Consider the following 14,250-nt stretch of genomic DNA (forward strand, 5'->3'; position numbering starts at 1 on the left):
CCTTATCCGTGTGGGGCTCAGGCGGCCTGTGCAGCGGGAGCGTCCTGCCAGGTCTCGGCGATGCGCTTCTCCAGCTCGTCCACGAAAATCTCGTGGTCGGCCGTGATCTCTTCGATGCGGGAGAGCAGGTAGTTGTAGCCGAACAGGGCCGGGATCGCGACCGCAAGGCCCGCCACCGTCGCCAGCAGCGCCGCCGCCATGCCCGGCGCGATCGCGCTGATATTGACCTCGCCCGCCATCGCAACGGAAGCGAAGGTGATCATCACGCCCATCACCGTGCCCAGAAGGCCGATGAAGGGACCGCCCGAAATGGCGATGGTCAGCAGCACCAGGCGTGAATGGAGCTTCTGCCCCTCGCGCACCCGCCCTGCATCGAGCGCCGAGCGGATCGCGGCCACGGAGTTGGCGCGCAGGGCAAAGCGCGACTGCGACGCGCGGCCTTCCTGCAGGCGTTCGGTCAGCTCGCGATTGCCGATCCGATAGAGGCGCGCCAGCGTCGAACCCTGCGCGCTGGGACCGGCATCGAAAGCCGGCAACCCGTTATGATCGCCCGCGCGGCGCGAGATCTGCCCATAAGCATCGAGGAACGCCTCGTTCGCCTGGCGTACCCGGCTGATCAGCAGGCCCTTGCTGATCATGATCGCAATGGCGATCGCCAGCATGAAGGCGCAGATGATGATCACCACCCAGGCGTCGAACATCAGCGAGCCGAACAACAGGCCCCAATAGCCATGGCCGCCGCCGGTCGAGACCTGCTCGGCGGTATCCGCCATCAGCAGGCGCGCGCCCTGGCCTTCGGAGGCCGCGGCAAGCTGGAACGCCGCCACCGGCAGCGCGGCGCCCGCGACGCGCAGCTCGTCGATCTCACCGGCAAAGCCGAGGCCGAGCTGGGCCGGGCCGCTCGCAGCACCGAGCGCGCCGGGAATTTCCCCGGCGGGCTGTCCGCCGATGAACAGGCGCGTCGCCTGGCCGTCATTGACCAGCGCGACATGGGCATAGCTTCCCGTCTCCAGCGGCGAACCGGGCGAACGCTCGCCGTCCTGCTCGATGAAGAGCTGGCCGCCTTCGAGGATCAGGCTCGCCGCGCCCGGAAGCGCAAAGAGCGTGCCATCACTCTCAGGCTTGACCCAGAAACTGACCGACAGCGGACCGCTGCCAAAGGCGGACGCAGGCAGCGTGACCGGCGCCGTGCCGTCCAGCAGCAGGCTGTTGCCGATCAGGCCGCCCGCGTTCCGAATTTCACCGCCCTGGGCATTGAGGCCATTGGCGGTGGCGTCCCGAGGGGCTCCCTCGTTGTCGAAGTGATAGACCGCACGGTAATCGGGACCGAAGGTGCCGGCCACGTCCTGGCCGGCCTCGGCCGCCTCATTGCCGTAATAGGCATAGATCGCCGCCGCCTGGCCGGGCTGGATGTTCTGCACATCGACCCAGACCAGCGCCTGTTCTTCTGCCGGGCTCCACTTCTCGATGTGGAAGGTAAGCGGCGTGCGGTCATCGCCCGCGACGAAGCGCAGGTCAGACCCGTCCGCCTTCACATCGGCGAAATTGAAATTGCCGGTATGCAGCCGCACCAGCACCGGGGCGCGCATGACTTCGCCGGTGACGCCAGCAGCCTGCGTGTCGATATTGATGCGGGTGCGATAGGCGAACTCGCTATCCCACCAGGCCATGGCCGGCGAAGCGAACCCGACCGTCGCCGTAAGCGCCATCGCGCCTGCAACCACGGTCCTTTTGAAACGCGTGAAGAGTGACATTTTAGAATTCCCCCCAGATGCGGAAACGGGTGAAGATTTCGCCGGACTCGCTCTCGGAGCCGGACACGAGCGGGACGCCGACATCGACGGCGCCGTTGAAGTAGCGGAAGAGCTTGATGCGCCCGCCGAGGCCGACGCTCGACAGGCCGAAGTCATCGTCCTGACCGCTCAGCGGATCGTGGATGCCGCCAAGGCCGGAATCCCAGAAAGCATGCAGGCGCAGCTCGTCGATCGGACCGCCAAGGAGCGGGCCGAAATCCGGCGAGCGCAGCTCGGTCTGGATAGCGAAGCCATAGTCGGCGATATGCTCGGTCTCGTAATAGCCGCGCACCGACGACATGCCGCCGAGCGAGAAGCCTTCGTTCGAGATCAGCGGATCGGGCGACCACTGGCCGGTCACGGCCGAGTGGAACTGCAAGCCCGCCATCACATCTTCAGTGTGGCTGGCGTCGAGCTTGATGGTGAAGAAGCTCGGCCGCGCATTGTAGCGCTTGTCGTCGAAACGCCGCCAGCCATCGCCAAGTCCGCGGATGCCGAACACGGTCGAAAGCGTGATATCGCTGCGCCTGCGGTCCGTGGTCCAGTCGCCGCGCCAGCTCGCCATGATCGGGAAATATTCGATCGGCGCCGAAGCCCGGTCGGAGCCGAGGAGCACGTCCTCCTCGAAATCCTTCCAGTCCATGCCGAGCGTCAGCGAATGATAGAAGCCGTCGCTCGATCCGAGCGAACGGATCAGGCGCACACCGGCCATATTGCCGCGGCCGATGACATTGGTGCCGCCGACGACCGCGATATCGCTGTCCGAATGGACGCCATAGAGCAGGAGCTGCGTGCCCGTGCCGAGGCGCATCAGATAATTGCCGGAGATCACCGTGCCGTCGTCGGTGCGTTCGGGCGCGGTCTGCGCCGAGATCGACAGGCTGTCGCCGCGCCCCCACATATTGTCATAGCGCAGCGTGCCTGCGACGCGCAGGTCGGTCGTTGCGGCTGAGTTGAAGTTGTTGATCTCGGCCGACGCATGGAAGGGCGAGCTTTCCTCGACCGTCAGCACCACATCGAGCGTGCCGGGCGCCTCGCCCGCACGCAGTTCCGGTGTCACACGCCGGCTCGGGTTCTGGTTGAGCGCCACCACGTCGCGCTGGAACTCGGGCAGGTTCGGCGTCGTCCCCGGCGTCAGTGAGGGCGCCTCGGCGCGAACCGCCTCGGGATCGCGCGCGCCTTCGACCAGCACCTGGCCGATCGTCTGCGGCTGCACCGCGAGCTGGAGAATGCCCCCATCCACCGACTGTTCGGGAATGAACACCGAGACCGCGATATAGCCGGCGTCTTCGAACGCTTGCTGCAACGCAGCACGCGCCGCCTCGACATCCGCCTCTGTTTTGTCCGGCCCCATATAGGGGTAGATCGCTCGCTCGACCGCATCGGGCGGCAGCACGTCATTGCCCTTCACCTGAAAGGCGCGAATGTCGAACGTCACCGCCGGCTCGGCCGCTTCCTGGGCAAATGTCGGCGTCGCCGCAAAGCCCAGCGCCGCAGCGATCACCACGGCGCTTGGCCCACGTCGCCATTGTGCCTTGTCGAACCTCAAAACCTTCACCCCCTGCCGAATGCGCCGTCGCGGCGAGGCCGGACGGCGATTGGTCAATATTGTCGCAATGCCGACGCGCATTGCATCATGCTGCAATGCAGCGCCGACTGCGGGAGGCTCTTAGGGAGAAGAAGTGAGAGTCCTCAAGGACAAATACCATCCATTCGGCGTTTCGTCTCATTGAGTCCGGATACTATGTAAGTTGTGTTACAGATCTATATGATCTAGCATTCGACAGGAAAGTGATTCTAACCACGTTGCATAGAATTTATGATTGTAATAATCCCGATATTTACTTCGCACAGCAAAATGTTCGCCCCGTTATATGACGAGGACGTTCTTGATAGTGCAACCCTTTCGGTTCGAAAGGGTGGGTTATTCGCGCACTGTGCTAAAGGCTCTTGCGCGGGTCTGCGTCGGCGTTTCTCCAAAGCGACGTCGATAGGCCTTGCTCATCATCCCCGACGCCCCAAAGCCGGCGGCGAGGGCGAGTTGTTGAACCGATCGGCTTTCGGTCATGCTTCCGAGGCTAGAGCGAACCCATTCGAGACGGATTTGCTGAATGAGCTGGGTCGCGGTGACGCCAAGGCAGGTTCTGAAGTTCCGGCGCAGGGTGCCGGCGGTCACGCCTGCGGCCTGCGCCAGTTCGTGAATCGCCCAGTTATGCCGAGGATTGGCACGGATCTGCTCGACGGCCCGCTCAACCGAGCGAGCAATCGGAAACAGTGTCTCAGCCGCCGGGTCGCTCCAGAGCACCGCCGCAAGACCTTCGAGCGTGCTCCGTTCCAAATCAACATCATCCTGGCTCGGATGACCGGTCGCTCCCGGCGCGGTGGCGCGAGACAACATCACACCCAAGTGCTCGATCGACCAGCCGAACATGTGGTCGATGGCCGCGAGACGACGCGGTTTGCCGGACGCTCGCGACGCTTGCGCCTGAATAGCAGCGCGCGGAATATGCAGGAAGAGAGCGCTCGAACCGGCCGTGCAAACGACGGTATTTCGATTGCTCGCCGCCAGCAACAAGGCCGAGCCAGCGCCGAACCCCAATGTATCGGCCTTGCTTACCGCGACGACCGTTCCCGTGATCGGCAGGACGATGTGAACAGTCGTTTCGGAGGCCGAAAGCGAGACGGCGCGCTGGCGCGGAAAGGTGCGATAGTCGAAGTCCAGCGGTCCCAGTTTGAAGCGTTGGCGCAGGATCGCCGGGCCCACAGCGTCGCGCGCGGACATCGCCGGTTGCTCGGCGATGTCCGCGCTCGGGGAAGGCAAGGCGACTGCCCTGCTTTGCGCATCATGCGTGTCCAGTTTGAATGCCAGGTTCGGTTTCATGGTCATGGTCCTCGACTGGAAGACCAATCTCGCGAAATCGAACGAAAGACTTTTTTCGCTGCCAGCGATTTTCCTGCAATGGCCCTGCTACCGCACCAGCAGACCCGTGAAGCTTGTCACAAAGTCGCGACAAACCCTCCCTACGGGCTGGACCGTTAAGTGACAGATGGGTGACGCGGGCTATATGAGTCGAGATCTCTCGACACGGCTGATAGGCGGATTTCTTTCGCTTTCGCTGCATGCTGCGGCGGGCTTTGCGTTGCTCTGGGCGTGGAACCAGGGCGTCCCCGCGCGCGACCGTTCCGTCGGCGACGAGGGGACGGTGCTTGTTGTCGACCTGGTTCCGCTGGACCGCGAGGACGGGCCTGCACGGGACGACCACGCGGAGGATGGCGACGCGTTCGACAACCGCCCTGAAGCGCCGCCGCCGGAGGCACACGGCGAGGCAGACAACGTCGAAGCCCTGCCGCACCCCGCCGGACCTGAGTCCAATGCCGCGCACGCCAATGCCGAAGCGCAGGATGACGCGAGTGAAATGGCCGATTTGCCGAGCGCAGACGTCCTTGCCTACCGGCGAAGGCTGGAAAGCCACCTGGCGCGCTATCGCATCTACCCAGCCGCCGCGCAGGATGCGGGCCGCGAGGGCGTTGTCTTGCTGCATTTCATCATGTCCCAAGACGGCAAGGTGCTTCAAGCCTGGGTCGGAGAAAGTTCGGGCACTTCGGACATTGACCGCGAAGCGGTAGCGGCCGTCATGCGCGCGCAGCCGCTTCCTGCGTTTCCCCAGGGTTGGCCCGGTCAACTGAGTGTCGTCCTCCCCGTCACCTTCAGGCTCGGATGAGAGCGGTTGCACAAAATTGGGTCAAGGTTGTGCGACGATACGGATTGCCGGTTCTGGTCGCCGCAGTATCGAGCATCGCTTTGCTGGCAGCGGCCACGCCGCTCGCCGCGCAGAGCACGACTGCGATGGAGGAGCATCGCTACGACATCCCCGCCCAGCCGGTCGCGCAGGCAATCGCCGAATTTGCAACAGTGAGCGGGGTCAGCATCATCTATCGCCAGAGCCTTGCTGGCGATCGGCAGTCGACACCGCTTAGCGGCGTCTATGCGGCGCCTGCCGCGCTCCGGCGTCTGCTTGAAGGAACGGGCCTCTCTGCTCGCTTCACCGGACCTAGCTCGGCGATCATCTTCATCGAAGGCCAACCGCCGCCAACCGATCGTTCCAAAAGCGGCGCTGCTGCCGGCCTTGGCCAGCTTCACCTTGACATGGCAGAAGTGCGGGCGCCGCGCAGGGTCGGGAGACCCGACCCTAGCGCCTTTAATCACTATGCCCGGCGCGTGCAGGCGGAGATCTTCGACCGATTGAAACGGGACGGCGCCTATGAGGGGCGAAGCTTCAGGATCGAGATCGCCGTTACCGTCGACCCCACGGGACGGATATCCGAGGTCGGGCTACTGCGCGCAAGCGCCGAGCCGGAATGGGATGCACGCGTGCGCGGCGTCCTGACGGGTATGCGGCTCAGCAGCCCGCCACCAGAGGGCTTCACCCGCTCCATGCGCTTCGAGGTCGAGACGGATCGTCTGGCCAAGGGTGCGGCGGTCCAGGGCAGGAGGCGGCGGCGATGAACGCGACGCGGGCCGGCCTGAAGACATCGCTTGCGGCACGCTACACTCAGCTTCGCGATCGTCTCGCGGCCAAGCTCGGTTCGCAGGATCTCGCCGGCGAGGCGCTGCACGAAACCTGGATCAAATTCAGCGAGCTGACTGACGATACGCCGGTCAAGGACCCGGACGCCTATATCTATCGCGCCGCTGTCAACATGGCCGCAACGATGGCATCGAAGCAGCGCCGCGTGCTTGGAAGCCAAGATATCGAGGACATTCTTGCGATCGCCGACGAGGCTCCCGGCCCGGAGCGGATCGCGATCGCTCGCAGCGAACTTGCCCATGTGTGGCACGTGCTGGGCGACCTGACGCGGCGCCAGCGCCATGTTTTCATCGAGAGCTTCACCGGCACCATGACCCATGACGAACTGGCAGAGCATTATGGCGTAAGCGTCCGGCTGATCCAGATGGATCTGCGGAACGCCATTTTGCACTGCGCACGCCGCACCAGACGAAAAAACCCTTTCGCTGAGCGGGCCGCTCGCGTGTCTACCCGATAGGAGGAACAGGATTTGAGGCTGCTAGCCCAGCGATGGACGCGCCAACCGGATATCAACGGCCGATGACGAATCGAGATATGCGTGACGATGACGCCAATGGTCTGCTCGTCGAGGCGGCGGACTGGGTGGTCTGCCTGACCTCGGGCGCTGCGACCGACGATGATGCGGCGCGCCTCGCCGCCTGGCGTGCGAGGAGTCCGGCGCATGAAGCTGCGTTTCGGGAGGTTGCCGGAGTGCGCAGCTATGCGGTCGTCGCGAAACACAATAAGAAACCGCCGATGGTCAGCCGCCGCGCCGTGCTGGCTGGTGGCACTACTGCCGCTCTTGCGGTCATGACGGTCGGCATTGCCAGGCCTCCGCTGGGGCTTTGGCCCTCCTTTGCCGAACTCACCGCCGATCATCGTACCGCAATCGGCGAGCGCTATGCCTTAACCCCGGTGAGCGGCGTCAAGGTCGAGATGAACTCACGCACCGCGCTGTCGTTGATCGGCGGCGGCACCGAAGGATCACAGGGCATCAGCCTTGTCACCGGCGAAGCGTTCGTCACGGCCGAGCCGCTTGCCGCGGCCTTCCGGGTCGAGGCCGGAGCCGTGAACGCATCGACGCGCGGGGCGCAGTTCAATGTGCAGCGGCTCGACGGAGGCGTGCGCGTCGCCTGCGTTTCCGGCAGCGTGGAATGCAACGGCGGCGACCGGCCGATCTGGCTTCGCTCCAATGAACAGGTCTTCGTCGCCTCGAACGGAGCAACACGGCGAAGTGTGGTCGACGGGGAGAAGGTGACAGCCTGGCGGCGCGGCCTTCTGATCTTCGAAGGCGCACCGCTCTCCCAGGTGGTTGATCAGATCAACCTTTACCGTTCTGGCAAGATCGTGCTGGCTAACACCGCATTGGGCGGACTGGAGGTCAATGCCATCTTTCATACCAGCCGCATCGAAGAAGCCGTGCCGCAGATCGAGCAATTGCTGAATCTACACGCGCGCCATCTCGCCGGCGGCGTGGTGGTGATGAGCTGACCGGACGAATTATTGCATTTCAATGACAATTTTCGTTTCGTTCGGGACACGCAACGACGGTCTTCCAGTCAGGAGGAAGCATAAAGGAAGCGGCAGAACTGGCTCGAACGGGTGCCGGTCCTCAACGTCCGCTCTTCCTCCGATAGGAGGTTGGCCGTGTCGCTGGAAACGAAACAACTACGCTACGCCGTCCTTGCGGCGGAAATGAGGAGCTTTTCGAGGGCGGCGGCCCTGCTTCGGATCAAGCAGGCGACGCTCAGTCGCAACGTCTGGCTGCTGGAGCACCGGCTCGGCGTGAAGCTGTTCGAGCGGCGAACGCGCGGCGCGGCCGTGACGCCCGAAGGGACACCGATTATCGCCACGGCCCGCCGCATTTTGACCGAGATCGACAATCTGCAAACGCGCGCGCGCGCCATGCGCAGCGGCGACGCAGGTGAACTCACCATTGGCTTTTGCAGCTCGTTGACGGCGGGCGACCTGCGATACGCGATCGTCGAGTTTCAGCGCCGTTTTCCCGATGTGCGCTTGAACGGGGTCGAACGGGAACGCGGCTTTCTCCATCATGCGCTCCATGCCGGCGTGATCGATCTCGCCGTGGTGACCGGCGAGCTTGCCGACCCTGGCGTCAAACGGCGGTCGTTATGGTCGGAACGCGTGCTCATCGCGCTTCCCGAAACGCATCCCCTGGTCGAGGCCGAGCGGATCTACTGGCCCGATCTGCGCCGCCAGACCTTTGTCCTCGGCACGCAAGACCCCGGTCCAGACCTTATGCGGCTGTTGCAGGCACGGCTAGCCGAGCCGGGCTATGAGCCCGATGTCGAGGCCCAGGACGTGAGCCGCGAGAATGTGCTGGCGATGGTCTCGGCGGGCTGGTTCCTGACTCTGGTTTCGGAGTCGGCGCTCGGCGTCAATCATCCGGGCATTGTGTTCCGCGAATTGCATGAGCCGACCGGCCAGGCCCGGATCGACTATGGCTGCTACTGGCGCAGCGACGATACGAGCCCGGCGCTGCGCCGTTTCCTCGGCCTCATCCGCGAACGCTATCCCGATGCCTGAATGTCAGAACCCGGGGCACGCTCCCCATTCCCCCAACACCATTTCGAAGGAGTGACCAGATGCACACAAAGACAGCGGTGATCGCGATCGTCGCGCTGATGGTCGGATTTGGGTCGGGCTTTATGCTACGTCCGGTCATCGCGCCGGCCGAGACGGCCACGCTCGGCGCACTTGGAGCGCATCTGCCGATCCCGGCGGACGAAGCGCGCGGGACGCAATATTTCGAGGCCAATCTGAAAGAAGCCCGGCAGGTCGCCGAGCAATGCCGGGAAGGCATGGTGCGCGGCGGCGAATGCGCCAATGCAGAGACCGCGATTATCGAGGCGGAGGGCGAGGAGAATTTCGATGCCTTCATGGGCCGATAAAACCCCTCTCAGGCTATTAAGATCGCCCGCGCTGCCGGCGGAACGCGCGATCGGTCGCCATGAACCGTTCGAGCATCGGAGCAATCAGCCGGCGCGGGGCGACCGGCTGCCCCGCGCCCGTCGTTTCCGCGAGCACCCGGCCATAGGCTTCGAGGTCGCGGTGGACGGACGCCGGCAGTTCGACGGTAAGGCGGACGGGCTTGTCTTCGGCGATGTCTCCGAGTTTGAGCTTGGTCATCGTGTCTGTCTCCAGGGCGCCAGCACAAGATCTCTGCTGACCAGAACCCGGACCGGATAGCCGGGCCGGACAGTGAGCGTGGGCTGGATATTGAGCTGGCGGCGGACAATGTCCTGGCCCGCCTGATTGATCGTGTTCTGACCGCCATCTCGAATGGCGCGGGCGATATCGTCATCGGAATCCGTGCCCAGCTCGGCGCCTATGCTGAGCAGCGTCGAGAGACCGGCTGCGCGCAGGATGCCGCCCCAATGCTCGTTGACGCTGTCCTCGAGACCGGCAAAGCCAGAAGGGTCGCCGGCGGGCTGGCGGTCGAGGATGATCGAGCGCCCATCGGGCAGGATCAGCCGGTTCCAGACTAGTAGGACGCGGCGCTGTCCGAACGCGACTCCCGCATCATAGTCACCGATCAGCCGGGAACCTTGGGGTATGAGCAAGGTTCTCCCGGTCGGGCTGTCATAGACGCTCTGTGTCACCTGCGCCGTTACCTGCCCCGGCAGATCGGAGCTGATGCCGGTGATGAGAGCTGCCGCTATGACGCTGCCAGCCTGCACGATATGCGGAGACACCGGATCGACGAGGTGCGCGTCATTGAGCGTGCGGCTTTCTGGCACGCGCTCCACGAACTCGCGCTTGGCCCGTTGTCTATTCGGACCGTCCGCCGTTTCGGGTGCGTCGGGCGTCGCCGCCTCTAGGCCGGCAAGATCGAGGCCCGGACGCGCAGCGCCCTCGCCGGAAGCCTGCGCGGTCGCCCCGGCTTGACCGCCGAGAAAGAGGGGGCTCGTAATCGCAGTTTCCTGCTCCTGCGCCGCGCGCTGCGCGGCCAGTTCTTCCGGCGTCATTCCTTGCGCGCCCGGTGGCTGGCCCCCGGGACCGGCGTTCGGATTGCTTTGCTGTGCAGCGACAATCGGTCCGCCGAGATCGCCCGGAAGCGGTGCGCCGAGCTGCGGCACGCCTGACGGCAGTTGGCTGTAATCGCGGGGCGCTGTGGCGACCTGCTCGGTCACCGAGCGGCTGTCAGTATTGTAGAGTTCCTCCGGAGCTTGTCGATCGCGGCTCTGAAGCGCGAAGGTCAGCGCTCCGCCCACGGCCAGTGCGCTCACAGCGCCAAGGATCGCAATGGCTTTACGGGAAAGTCGCATGACACGGGGCGGATCGCCGCGCAGCCGGAAGCCCGCGGGGTCGGCGAGCGGCAGCGGCCCTTGCGGGTGCTGCCCCTCTTCTGTCTCTTGCGGGACCTCCCGCGCTGTCTCGCTTTCATGGTCGGTCGCCACACCGACCAGCGGGACCGCTGCGGCAGTGCCCTCATCCTTTCCCGGCCCATCGCCATGTGCGCCTAGTTCGCGTGCGCCGGTCATCGCCGGCTCCTGCGTTGGCGCCCATCATCATCGCGCTGAATGCGGACGATCTGCTGGCGGTCGCCGCCAAGCCGGAGTTCGGCTGCCGCGAACAGGCGGTCGACGACCATGTGACGATCGGCCACGCGATAGTTGACCAGCTCGCCGCCGCCTTCCGGGCCGATCACGAACAGAGGCGGCATTTCGCCCTGCGCGATACCGGCGGGAAACTCGATGAATACTTGCGCGCCGTCGTCGAAGGCCCGGACCGGGCGCCAGGGCGCATCGTCACCCTCGATGCGATAACGGAAATTGAGCCGGGAAACGTCGACGCCGGTCGCGATCGGCGCTGACGCCGCCGCCAAACTATTCTGGGATTGCAGCGCGATCAGCCGGTCCTGCGGATAGGTCCAGGAGACCGAGGCCATCCATGTCGCTCGCGTGGCGCGCAGCTCGATGTGATAGGTGCGCCGGGATGTATTAATGACGAGATTGGTGGAAAGGTTGGGTCGCGTCGGCTTGACGAGGATGTGGATCCGCGCCGAAGCGCCGGACCCGCTCACCGTATCACCAATGATCCAGCGCACCGTGTCACCGGCCGCGACCGGCCCCGGTCCGACAAGCTGCTCGCCTTCCTGCAGGGCAATGTCCGTCACCTGTCCGGGCGCGGCATAGACCTGATAGAGCGCCCCGTCCGACCAAGGATAGACCTGGATCGCATTGATGAAGCCATCGCGCACGGGCTGCATCCGCGCGGCGGCATTGGCCTGATTGACGCGCACTGAGGGATCGGCTGGCTCGAGCGGCGACGCACTATCATTGACCGGTTTCAACTGGCCCGGCAGCGGCAGGGGTTCCGGCACGGTGACGATCTCGACCGGCGCGGGCGGCACGGGCGTTTGTATAGCAGCAATGGCGGGCGCATCGTCGTAGCGGATTGCGGGCGGCTTCGCCGCGCTGGTGGCGCACGCCGAAAGCGTAGATACAGAAATCAGCAGAACCGGAAGCGCGTAAGCGCGGGACGGCGACTGGCGACGAGAAGATGCGGATATGATCATTGGCCAAGTTCCTTCGACCAGTTGATGGCGTTGACGTAGATCCCGAGCGGATTCTTCCGCAGCCGCTCGGGATCGCGGGGCGGCTGCACGGTGATGGAGAGGATGGCGGACCAGCGTTCGGTGGCGGCTAGACTACCGTCCTGATAGCGGCGCTCGATCCATGCCACACGGAAGCTGTCGGCCGATGCGCGGATTACGCTCGATGTTTCGGTGGCGATCTGGATGCGGCCGACATTGGCGAACGGATCGTTGGTGCGCGCGTAATCATTGAGCGCCATGGCGCCGCGATCCGTGGTGAAATCGTAGGCGCGCAGCCAGTTCTCGCGGACAATCACCGGATCGGCGGGAAGGCTGCGCACCTGTTCGATGAAGCGGGCGAGATGGAACGCGATCTGTGGGTCGCTGGGCCAATAGTCGGCATTTGCGGGCGCAACCGTCTGGGCTTGCCCAAGCTTGTCGACCTCGACGATCCAGGGGGTGATCGTGCCGCGCGCGCCTTGCCAGACAAGGCCGCCCGCGAGCCCTGCGGACAGAGTGAGGCAACCGAAAGCGATCAGCCGCCAGTTTCGAGCCTGGGCGCGCGCCGAGCCGATCCGGTCGTCCCACGCCTGGGCGGCGCGCTGGTACGGCGTTTCCGGCTCGGCAGCCTTGCCGTATCGAATAGAGGGTCGCTTGAACATAAGCGGTCAGTCCTTTTGCCTGATGTCGGGTGACGTGCCGCCGCCGCCGCGATCGCCCGAGCGCACGGCGTGGGTGACGGATGTGACCCCGCGTTGCAGAGCCTGCTGGCGCTTCATCGCCTGCGCCCAGGCAGGCGGCGATCCGCCGCCCGGGGACTTGGATGCTGCCGCGGCCGATGCACCGGTCGCTCCGCCAGAAGCCCCGGAACCTCCCGAGATGCTGCCTCCCGAAGCGGAGAAGCCCGCACGGGCACCGGAGCGGAAGTTGGATTTCATGCCGTCGCCAGCCTTGGCAGCGGCTTTCGTCAGCGGAGAGATCGCCGCCTTGGCCGCACCGCTGGCAGCGGCCTGGCCGACAGCGGAGGCCCCGCCCGCAACCGCGCTGGCGCCGCTCTTACCGAGTGAACCCACGCTGTAGCTGCTGGCAGCCGCACCGGCGGCAAAGGAGCCGCCACGCGCCGCTGCCGCACCAGCCTTCATACCACCACCGATAGCGGAGGCAGCGCCGCCGGCGGCCATGCGCGCGCCCATCGCACCGCCGACCGCCATCCCACCTGCGGCAAGCGCGGTACCGACGGCAGCGCCTGCACCGAGCTGCGGAGCGCCGGAGACAAGGCCGGTGGCGATGCCGGGACCGAAGATCGAAAGACCGAGGAGTGCAAGAGCGGCGAGCGCCACCGACATCGCCTGCTCGGCGGTCGGCATTTCGCCGAAAGCGCTTTCGAACTGCGCGAAGAGGCCGCTGCCGATGCCGACAATGACGGCGAGCACCAACACCTTGATGCCGGAGGCGACGACATTGCCGAGCACTTTTTCGGCGAGGAAAGCCGTCTTGTTGAACAGGGCGAAGGGCAGCAGGACGAAGCCGGCAAGCGTGGTCAGCTTGAATTCGATCAGCGTCACGAAGAGCTGGACGCTCATGATGAAGAAGGCGATCAGGATGATGACCCAGGCGATCAGCAGGATCGCGATCTGGACGAAGTTGGTGAACAGGCCGACTGGTCCGGTCAATTCGCCGGCTGCATCCAGCAGGGGCTCGCCCGCATTGAACCCGGCGGCCGCGACACTGCCCGGCTTCATGAAGTCCGCAAGGCTGATGGCCGACCCGCTCGCTTTCAGGCCAAGGCCTGCGAAACTGTCGAACACGATGCCCGCGAGCGCGGAGAAATTGCCGATGACGAAGGCGAAGAAGCCAACATAGAGCACTTTCTTCACCAGCCGGTGCATCACGTCTTCGTCGGCGCCCCAGGCCCAGAACAAGCCTGCCAGCGTAATGTCGATGACGATCAGCGTGGTGGAGAGGAAAGCGACTTCACCGCCCAGTAGGCCGAAACCGCTGTCGATGTAGTTGTTGAAGGTGTCGAGGAACGTATTGATGACGCCCGTATCATTCATGGCCGATCATCCCCGCGCCCGAGAAACTGACGGCGATGCTCTTCCCACGCGGCATTGCATCCGCTGTCCGGCACTGTGAGCGTGCGGCAACGCGCCAGCTCGTCGCGCAAGGGATCGCGCGGAGCGAGTTCGGCGGGCGATGGCAGCGGAGCCGACGGCTTGCGCTCATCGACCGCGATGGCAATGACGGTCGCCATCAAGATGCCGCCGGCCAGGGCTACGCCTGCGATCTTCGCGCTGCGGCTCATCTGCGGTCCCCTCGGGCCATCGCT

Annotated in this window: 15 protein-coding genes; 6 read left to right on the top strand and 9 right to left on the bottom strand. The window is 64.9% G+C overall.

The window, feature by feature from the left end; all coding sequences use genetic code 11:
* Positions 1–17 precede the first annotated feature (17 nt).
* The 3 genes from AB433_RS15455 to AB433_RS19620 form a co-directional block, all read right to left on the bottom strand.
* Positions 18–1,754 (bottom strand): DUF2341 domain-containing protein, encoded by a 1,737-nt coding sequence (locus AB433_RS15455; RefSeq protein WP_053059209.1) that lies wholly within the window; start codon positions 1,752–1,754, stop codon positions 18–20.
* Position 1,755: 1 nt separating this feature from the next.
* Positions 1,756–3,423 (bottom strand): ShlB/FhaC/HecB family hemolysin secretion/activation protein, encoded by a 1,668-nt coding sequence (locus AB433_RS15460; protein WP_082134974.1) that lies wholly within the window; start codon positions 3,421–3,423, stop codon positions 1,756–1,758.
* A 294-nt stretch (positions 3,424–3,717) separates the two neighbouring features.
* Positions 3,718–4,674: an AraC family transcriptional regulator gene (locus tag AB433_RS19620; protein WP_169749371.1), complete on the bottom strand. Its 957-nt coding sequence runs from the start codon at positions 4,672–4,674 to the stop codon at positions 3,718–3,720.
* Positions 4,675–4,840: 166 nt separating this feature from the next.
* On the opposite strand from AB433_RS19620, the gene AB433_RS19625 reads away from it, so the two are divergent.
* The 6 genes from AB433_RS19625 to AB433_RS15495 all read left to right on the top strand — a co-directional run bounded on the left by AB433_RS19625 (position 4,841) and on the right by AB433_RS15495 (position 9,273).
* The gene (locus AB433_RS19625) at positions 4,841–5,515 is read left to right on the top strand and encodes an energy transducer TonB family protein (protein ID WP_053059211.1); all 675 of its coding nucleotides are present in this window, start codon (positions 4,841–4,843) and stop codon (positions 5,513–5,515) included.
* Positions 5,512–6,300 carry a secretin and TonB N-terminal domain-containing protein gene (locus AB433_RS15475; protein ID WP_082134975.1) on the top strand — a complete coding sequence of 263 codons (789 nt, stop codon included), beginning with the start codon at positions 5,512–5,514 and terminating at the stop codon, positions 6,298–6,300. Before AB433_RS19625 ends, AB433_RS15475 begins: the two co-directional genes overlap by 4 nt.
* Positions 6,297–6,839, top strand: a complete 543-nt coding sequence (locus AB433_RS15480) for a sigma-70 family RNA polymerase sigma factor (RefSeq protein WP_047822256.1) — start codon at positions 6,297–6,299, stop codon at positions 6,837–6,839. Before AB433_RS15475 ends, AB433_RS15480 begins: the two co-directional genes overlap by 4 nt.
* 77 nt (positions 6,840–6,916) lie before the next feature.
* Entirely contained in the window at positions 6,917–7,852 is a 936-nt protein-coding gene (locus tag AB433_RS15485; protein ID WP_169749373.1) for a FecR family protein, read from the top strand.
* A gap of 156 nt (positions 7,853–8,008) precedes the next feature.
* On the top strand, positions 8,009–8,908 hold the full coding sequence (locus AB433_RS15490; RefSeq protein ID WP_047822261.1) for a LysR family transcriptional regulator: 900 nt from the start codon (positions 8,009–8,011) through the stop codon (positions 8,906–8,908).
* Between the two features lie 59 nt (positions 8,909–8,967).
* Positions 8,968–9,273: a hypothetical protein gene (locus AB433_RS15495; RefSeq protein ID WP_047822263.1), complete on the top strand. Its 306-nt coding sequence runs from the start codon at positions 8,968–8,970 to the stop codon at positions 9,271–9,273.
* A gap of 16 nt (positions 9,274–9,289) precedes the next feature.
* Here AB433_RS15495 and AB433_RS15500 read toward each other — a convergent pair whose 3' ends face one another.
* The 6 genes from AB433_RS15500 to trbK-alt are packed head-to-tail and all read right to left on the bottom strand — an operon-like array spanning position 9,290 to position 14,226.
* Positions 9,290–9,511 (bottom strand): DUF2274 domain-containing protein, encoded by a 222-nt coding sequence (locus tag AB433_RS15500; protein ID WP_047822265.1) that lies wholly within the window; start codon positions 9,509–9,511, stop codon positions 9,290–9,292.
* Positions 9,508–10,866: a TraB/TrbI/VirB10 family type IV secretion system protein gene (locus tag AB433_RS15505; protein ID WP_082134976.1), complete on the bottom strand. Its 1,359-nt coding sequence runs from the start codon at positions 10,864–10,866 to the stop codon at positions 9,508–9,510. The genes AB433_RS15500 and AB433_RS15505 overlap by 4 nt, the downstream gene beginning before the upstream one ends.
* A complete protein-coding gene (gene trbG / locus AB433_RS15510) occupies positions 10,863–11,903 on the bottom strand; it encodes a P-type conjugative transfer protein TrbG (protein ID WP_047822267.1) in 1,041 nt (346 codons plus the stop codon). Before trbG ends, AB433_RS15505 begins: the two co-directional genes overlap by 4 nt.
* Entirely contained in the window at positions 11,900–12,583 is a 684-nt protein-coding gene (trbF, locus tag AB433_RS15515; protein WP_047822268.1) for a conjugal transfer protein TrbF, read from the bottom strand. Before trbF ends, trbG begins: the two co-directional genes overlap by 4 nt.
* 6 nt (positions 12,584–12,589) lie before the next feature.
* Positions 12,590–13,978: a P-type conjugative transfer protein TrbL gene (gene trbL, locus AB433_RS15520; RefSeq protein ID WP_047822270.1), complete on the bottom strand. Its 1,389-nt coding sequence runs from the start codon at positions 13,976–13,978 to the stop codon at positions 12,590–12,592.
* Positions 13,975–14,226, bottom strand: a complete 252-nt coding sequence (trbK-alt, locus tag AB433_RS15525; protein ID WP_047822273.1) for a putative entry exclusion protein TrbK-alt — start codon at positions 14,224–14,226, stop codon at positions 13,975–13,977. The genes trbL and trbK-alt overlap by 4 nt, the downstream gene beginning before the upstream one ends.
* Positions 14,227–14,250: the final 24 nt, after the last annotated feature.

This window comes from Croceicoccus naphthovorans (genome assembly GCF_001028705.1).
GTDB classification, from domain to species: Bacteria; Pseudomonadota; Alphaproteobacteria; order Sphingomonadales; family Sphingomonadaceae; genus Croceicoccus; species Croceicoccus naphthovorans.

Bases quoted from the DNA above. Each gene is read 5' to 3' on its own strand.
- AB433_RS15455 (WP_053059209.1), bottom strand. From the start codon at position 1,754: ATGTCACTCTTCACGCGTTTCAAAAGGACCGTGGTTGCAGGCGCGATG.
- AB433_RS15460 (WP_082134974.1), bottom strand. From the start codon at position 3,423: ATGCGCGTCGGCATTGCGACAATATTGACCAATCGCCGTCCGGCCTCG.
- AB433_RS19620 (WP_169749371.1), bottom strand. From the start codon at position 4,674: ATGAAACCGAACCTGGCATTCAAACTGGACACGCATGATGCGCAAAGC.
- AB433_RS19625 (WP_053059211.1), top strand. From the start codon at position 4,841: ATGGGTGACGCGGGCTATATGAGTCGAGATCTCTCGACACGGCTGATA.
- AB433_RS15475 (WP_082134975.1), top strand. From the start codon at position 5,512: ATGAGAGCGGTTGCACAAAATTGGGTCAAGGTTGTGCGACGATACGGA.
- AB433_RS15480 (WP_047822256.1), top strand. From the start codon at position 6,297: ATGAACGCGACGCGGGCCGGCCTGAAGACATCGCTTGCGGCACGCTAC.
- AB433_RS15485 (WP_169749373.1), top strand. From the start codon at position 6,917: ATGCGTGACGATGACGCCAATGGTCTGCTCGTCGAGGCGGCGGACTGG.
- AB433_RS15495 (WP_047822263.1), top strand. From the start codon at position 8,968: ATGCACACAAAGACAGCGGTGATCGCGATCGTCGCGCTGATGGTCGGA.
- AB433_RS15500 (WP_047822265.1), bottom strand. From the start codon at position 9,511: ATGACCAAGCTCAAACTCGGAGACATCGCCGAAGACAAGCCCGTCCGC.
- AB433_RS15505 (WP_082134976.1), bottom strand. From the start codon at position 10,866: ATGACCGGCGCACGCGAACTAGGCGCACATGGCGATGGGCCGGGAAAG.
- trbG (WP_047822267.1), bottom strand. From the start codon at position 11,903: ATGATCATATCCGCATCTTCTCGTCGCCAGTCGCCGTCCCGCGCTTAC.
- trbF (WP_047822268.1), bottom strand. From the start codon at position 12,583: ATGTTCAAGCGACCCTCTATTCGATACGGCAAGGCTGCCGAGCCGGAA.
- trbL (WP_047822270.1), bottom strand. From the start codon at position 13,978: ATGAATGATACGGGCGTCATCAATACGTTCCTCGACACCTTCAACAAC.
- trbK-alt (WP_047822273.1), bottom strand. From the start codon at position 14,226: ATGAGCCGCAGCGCGAAGATCGCAGGCGTAGCCCTGGCCGGCGGCATC.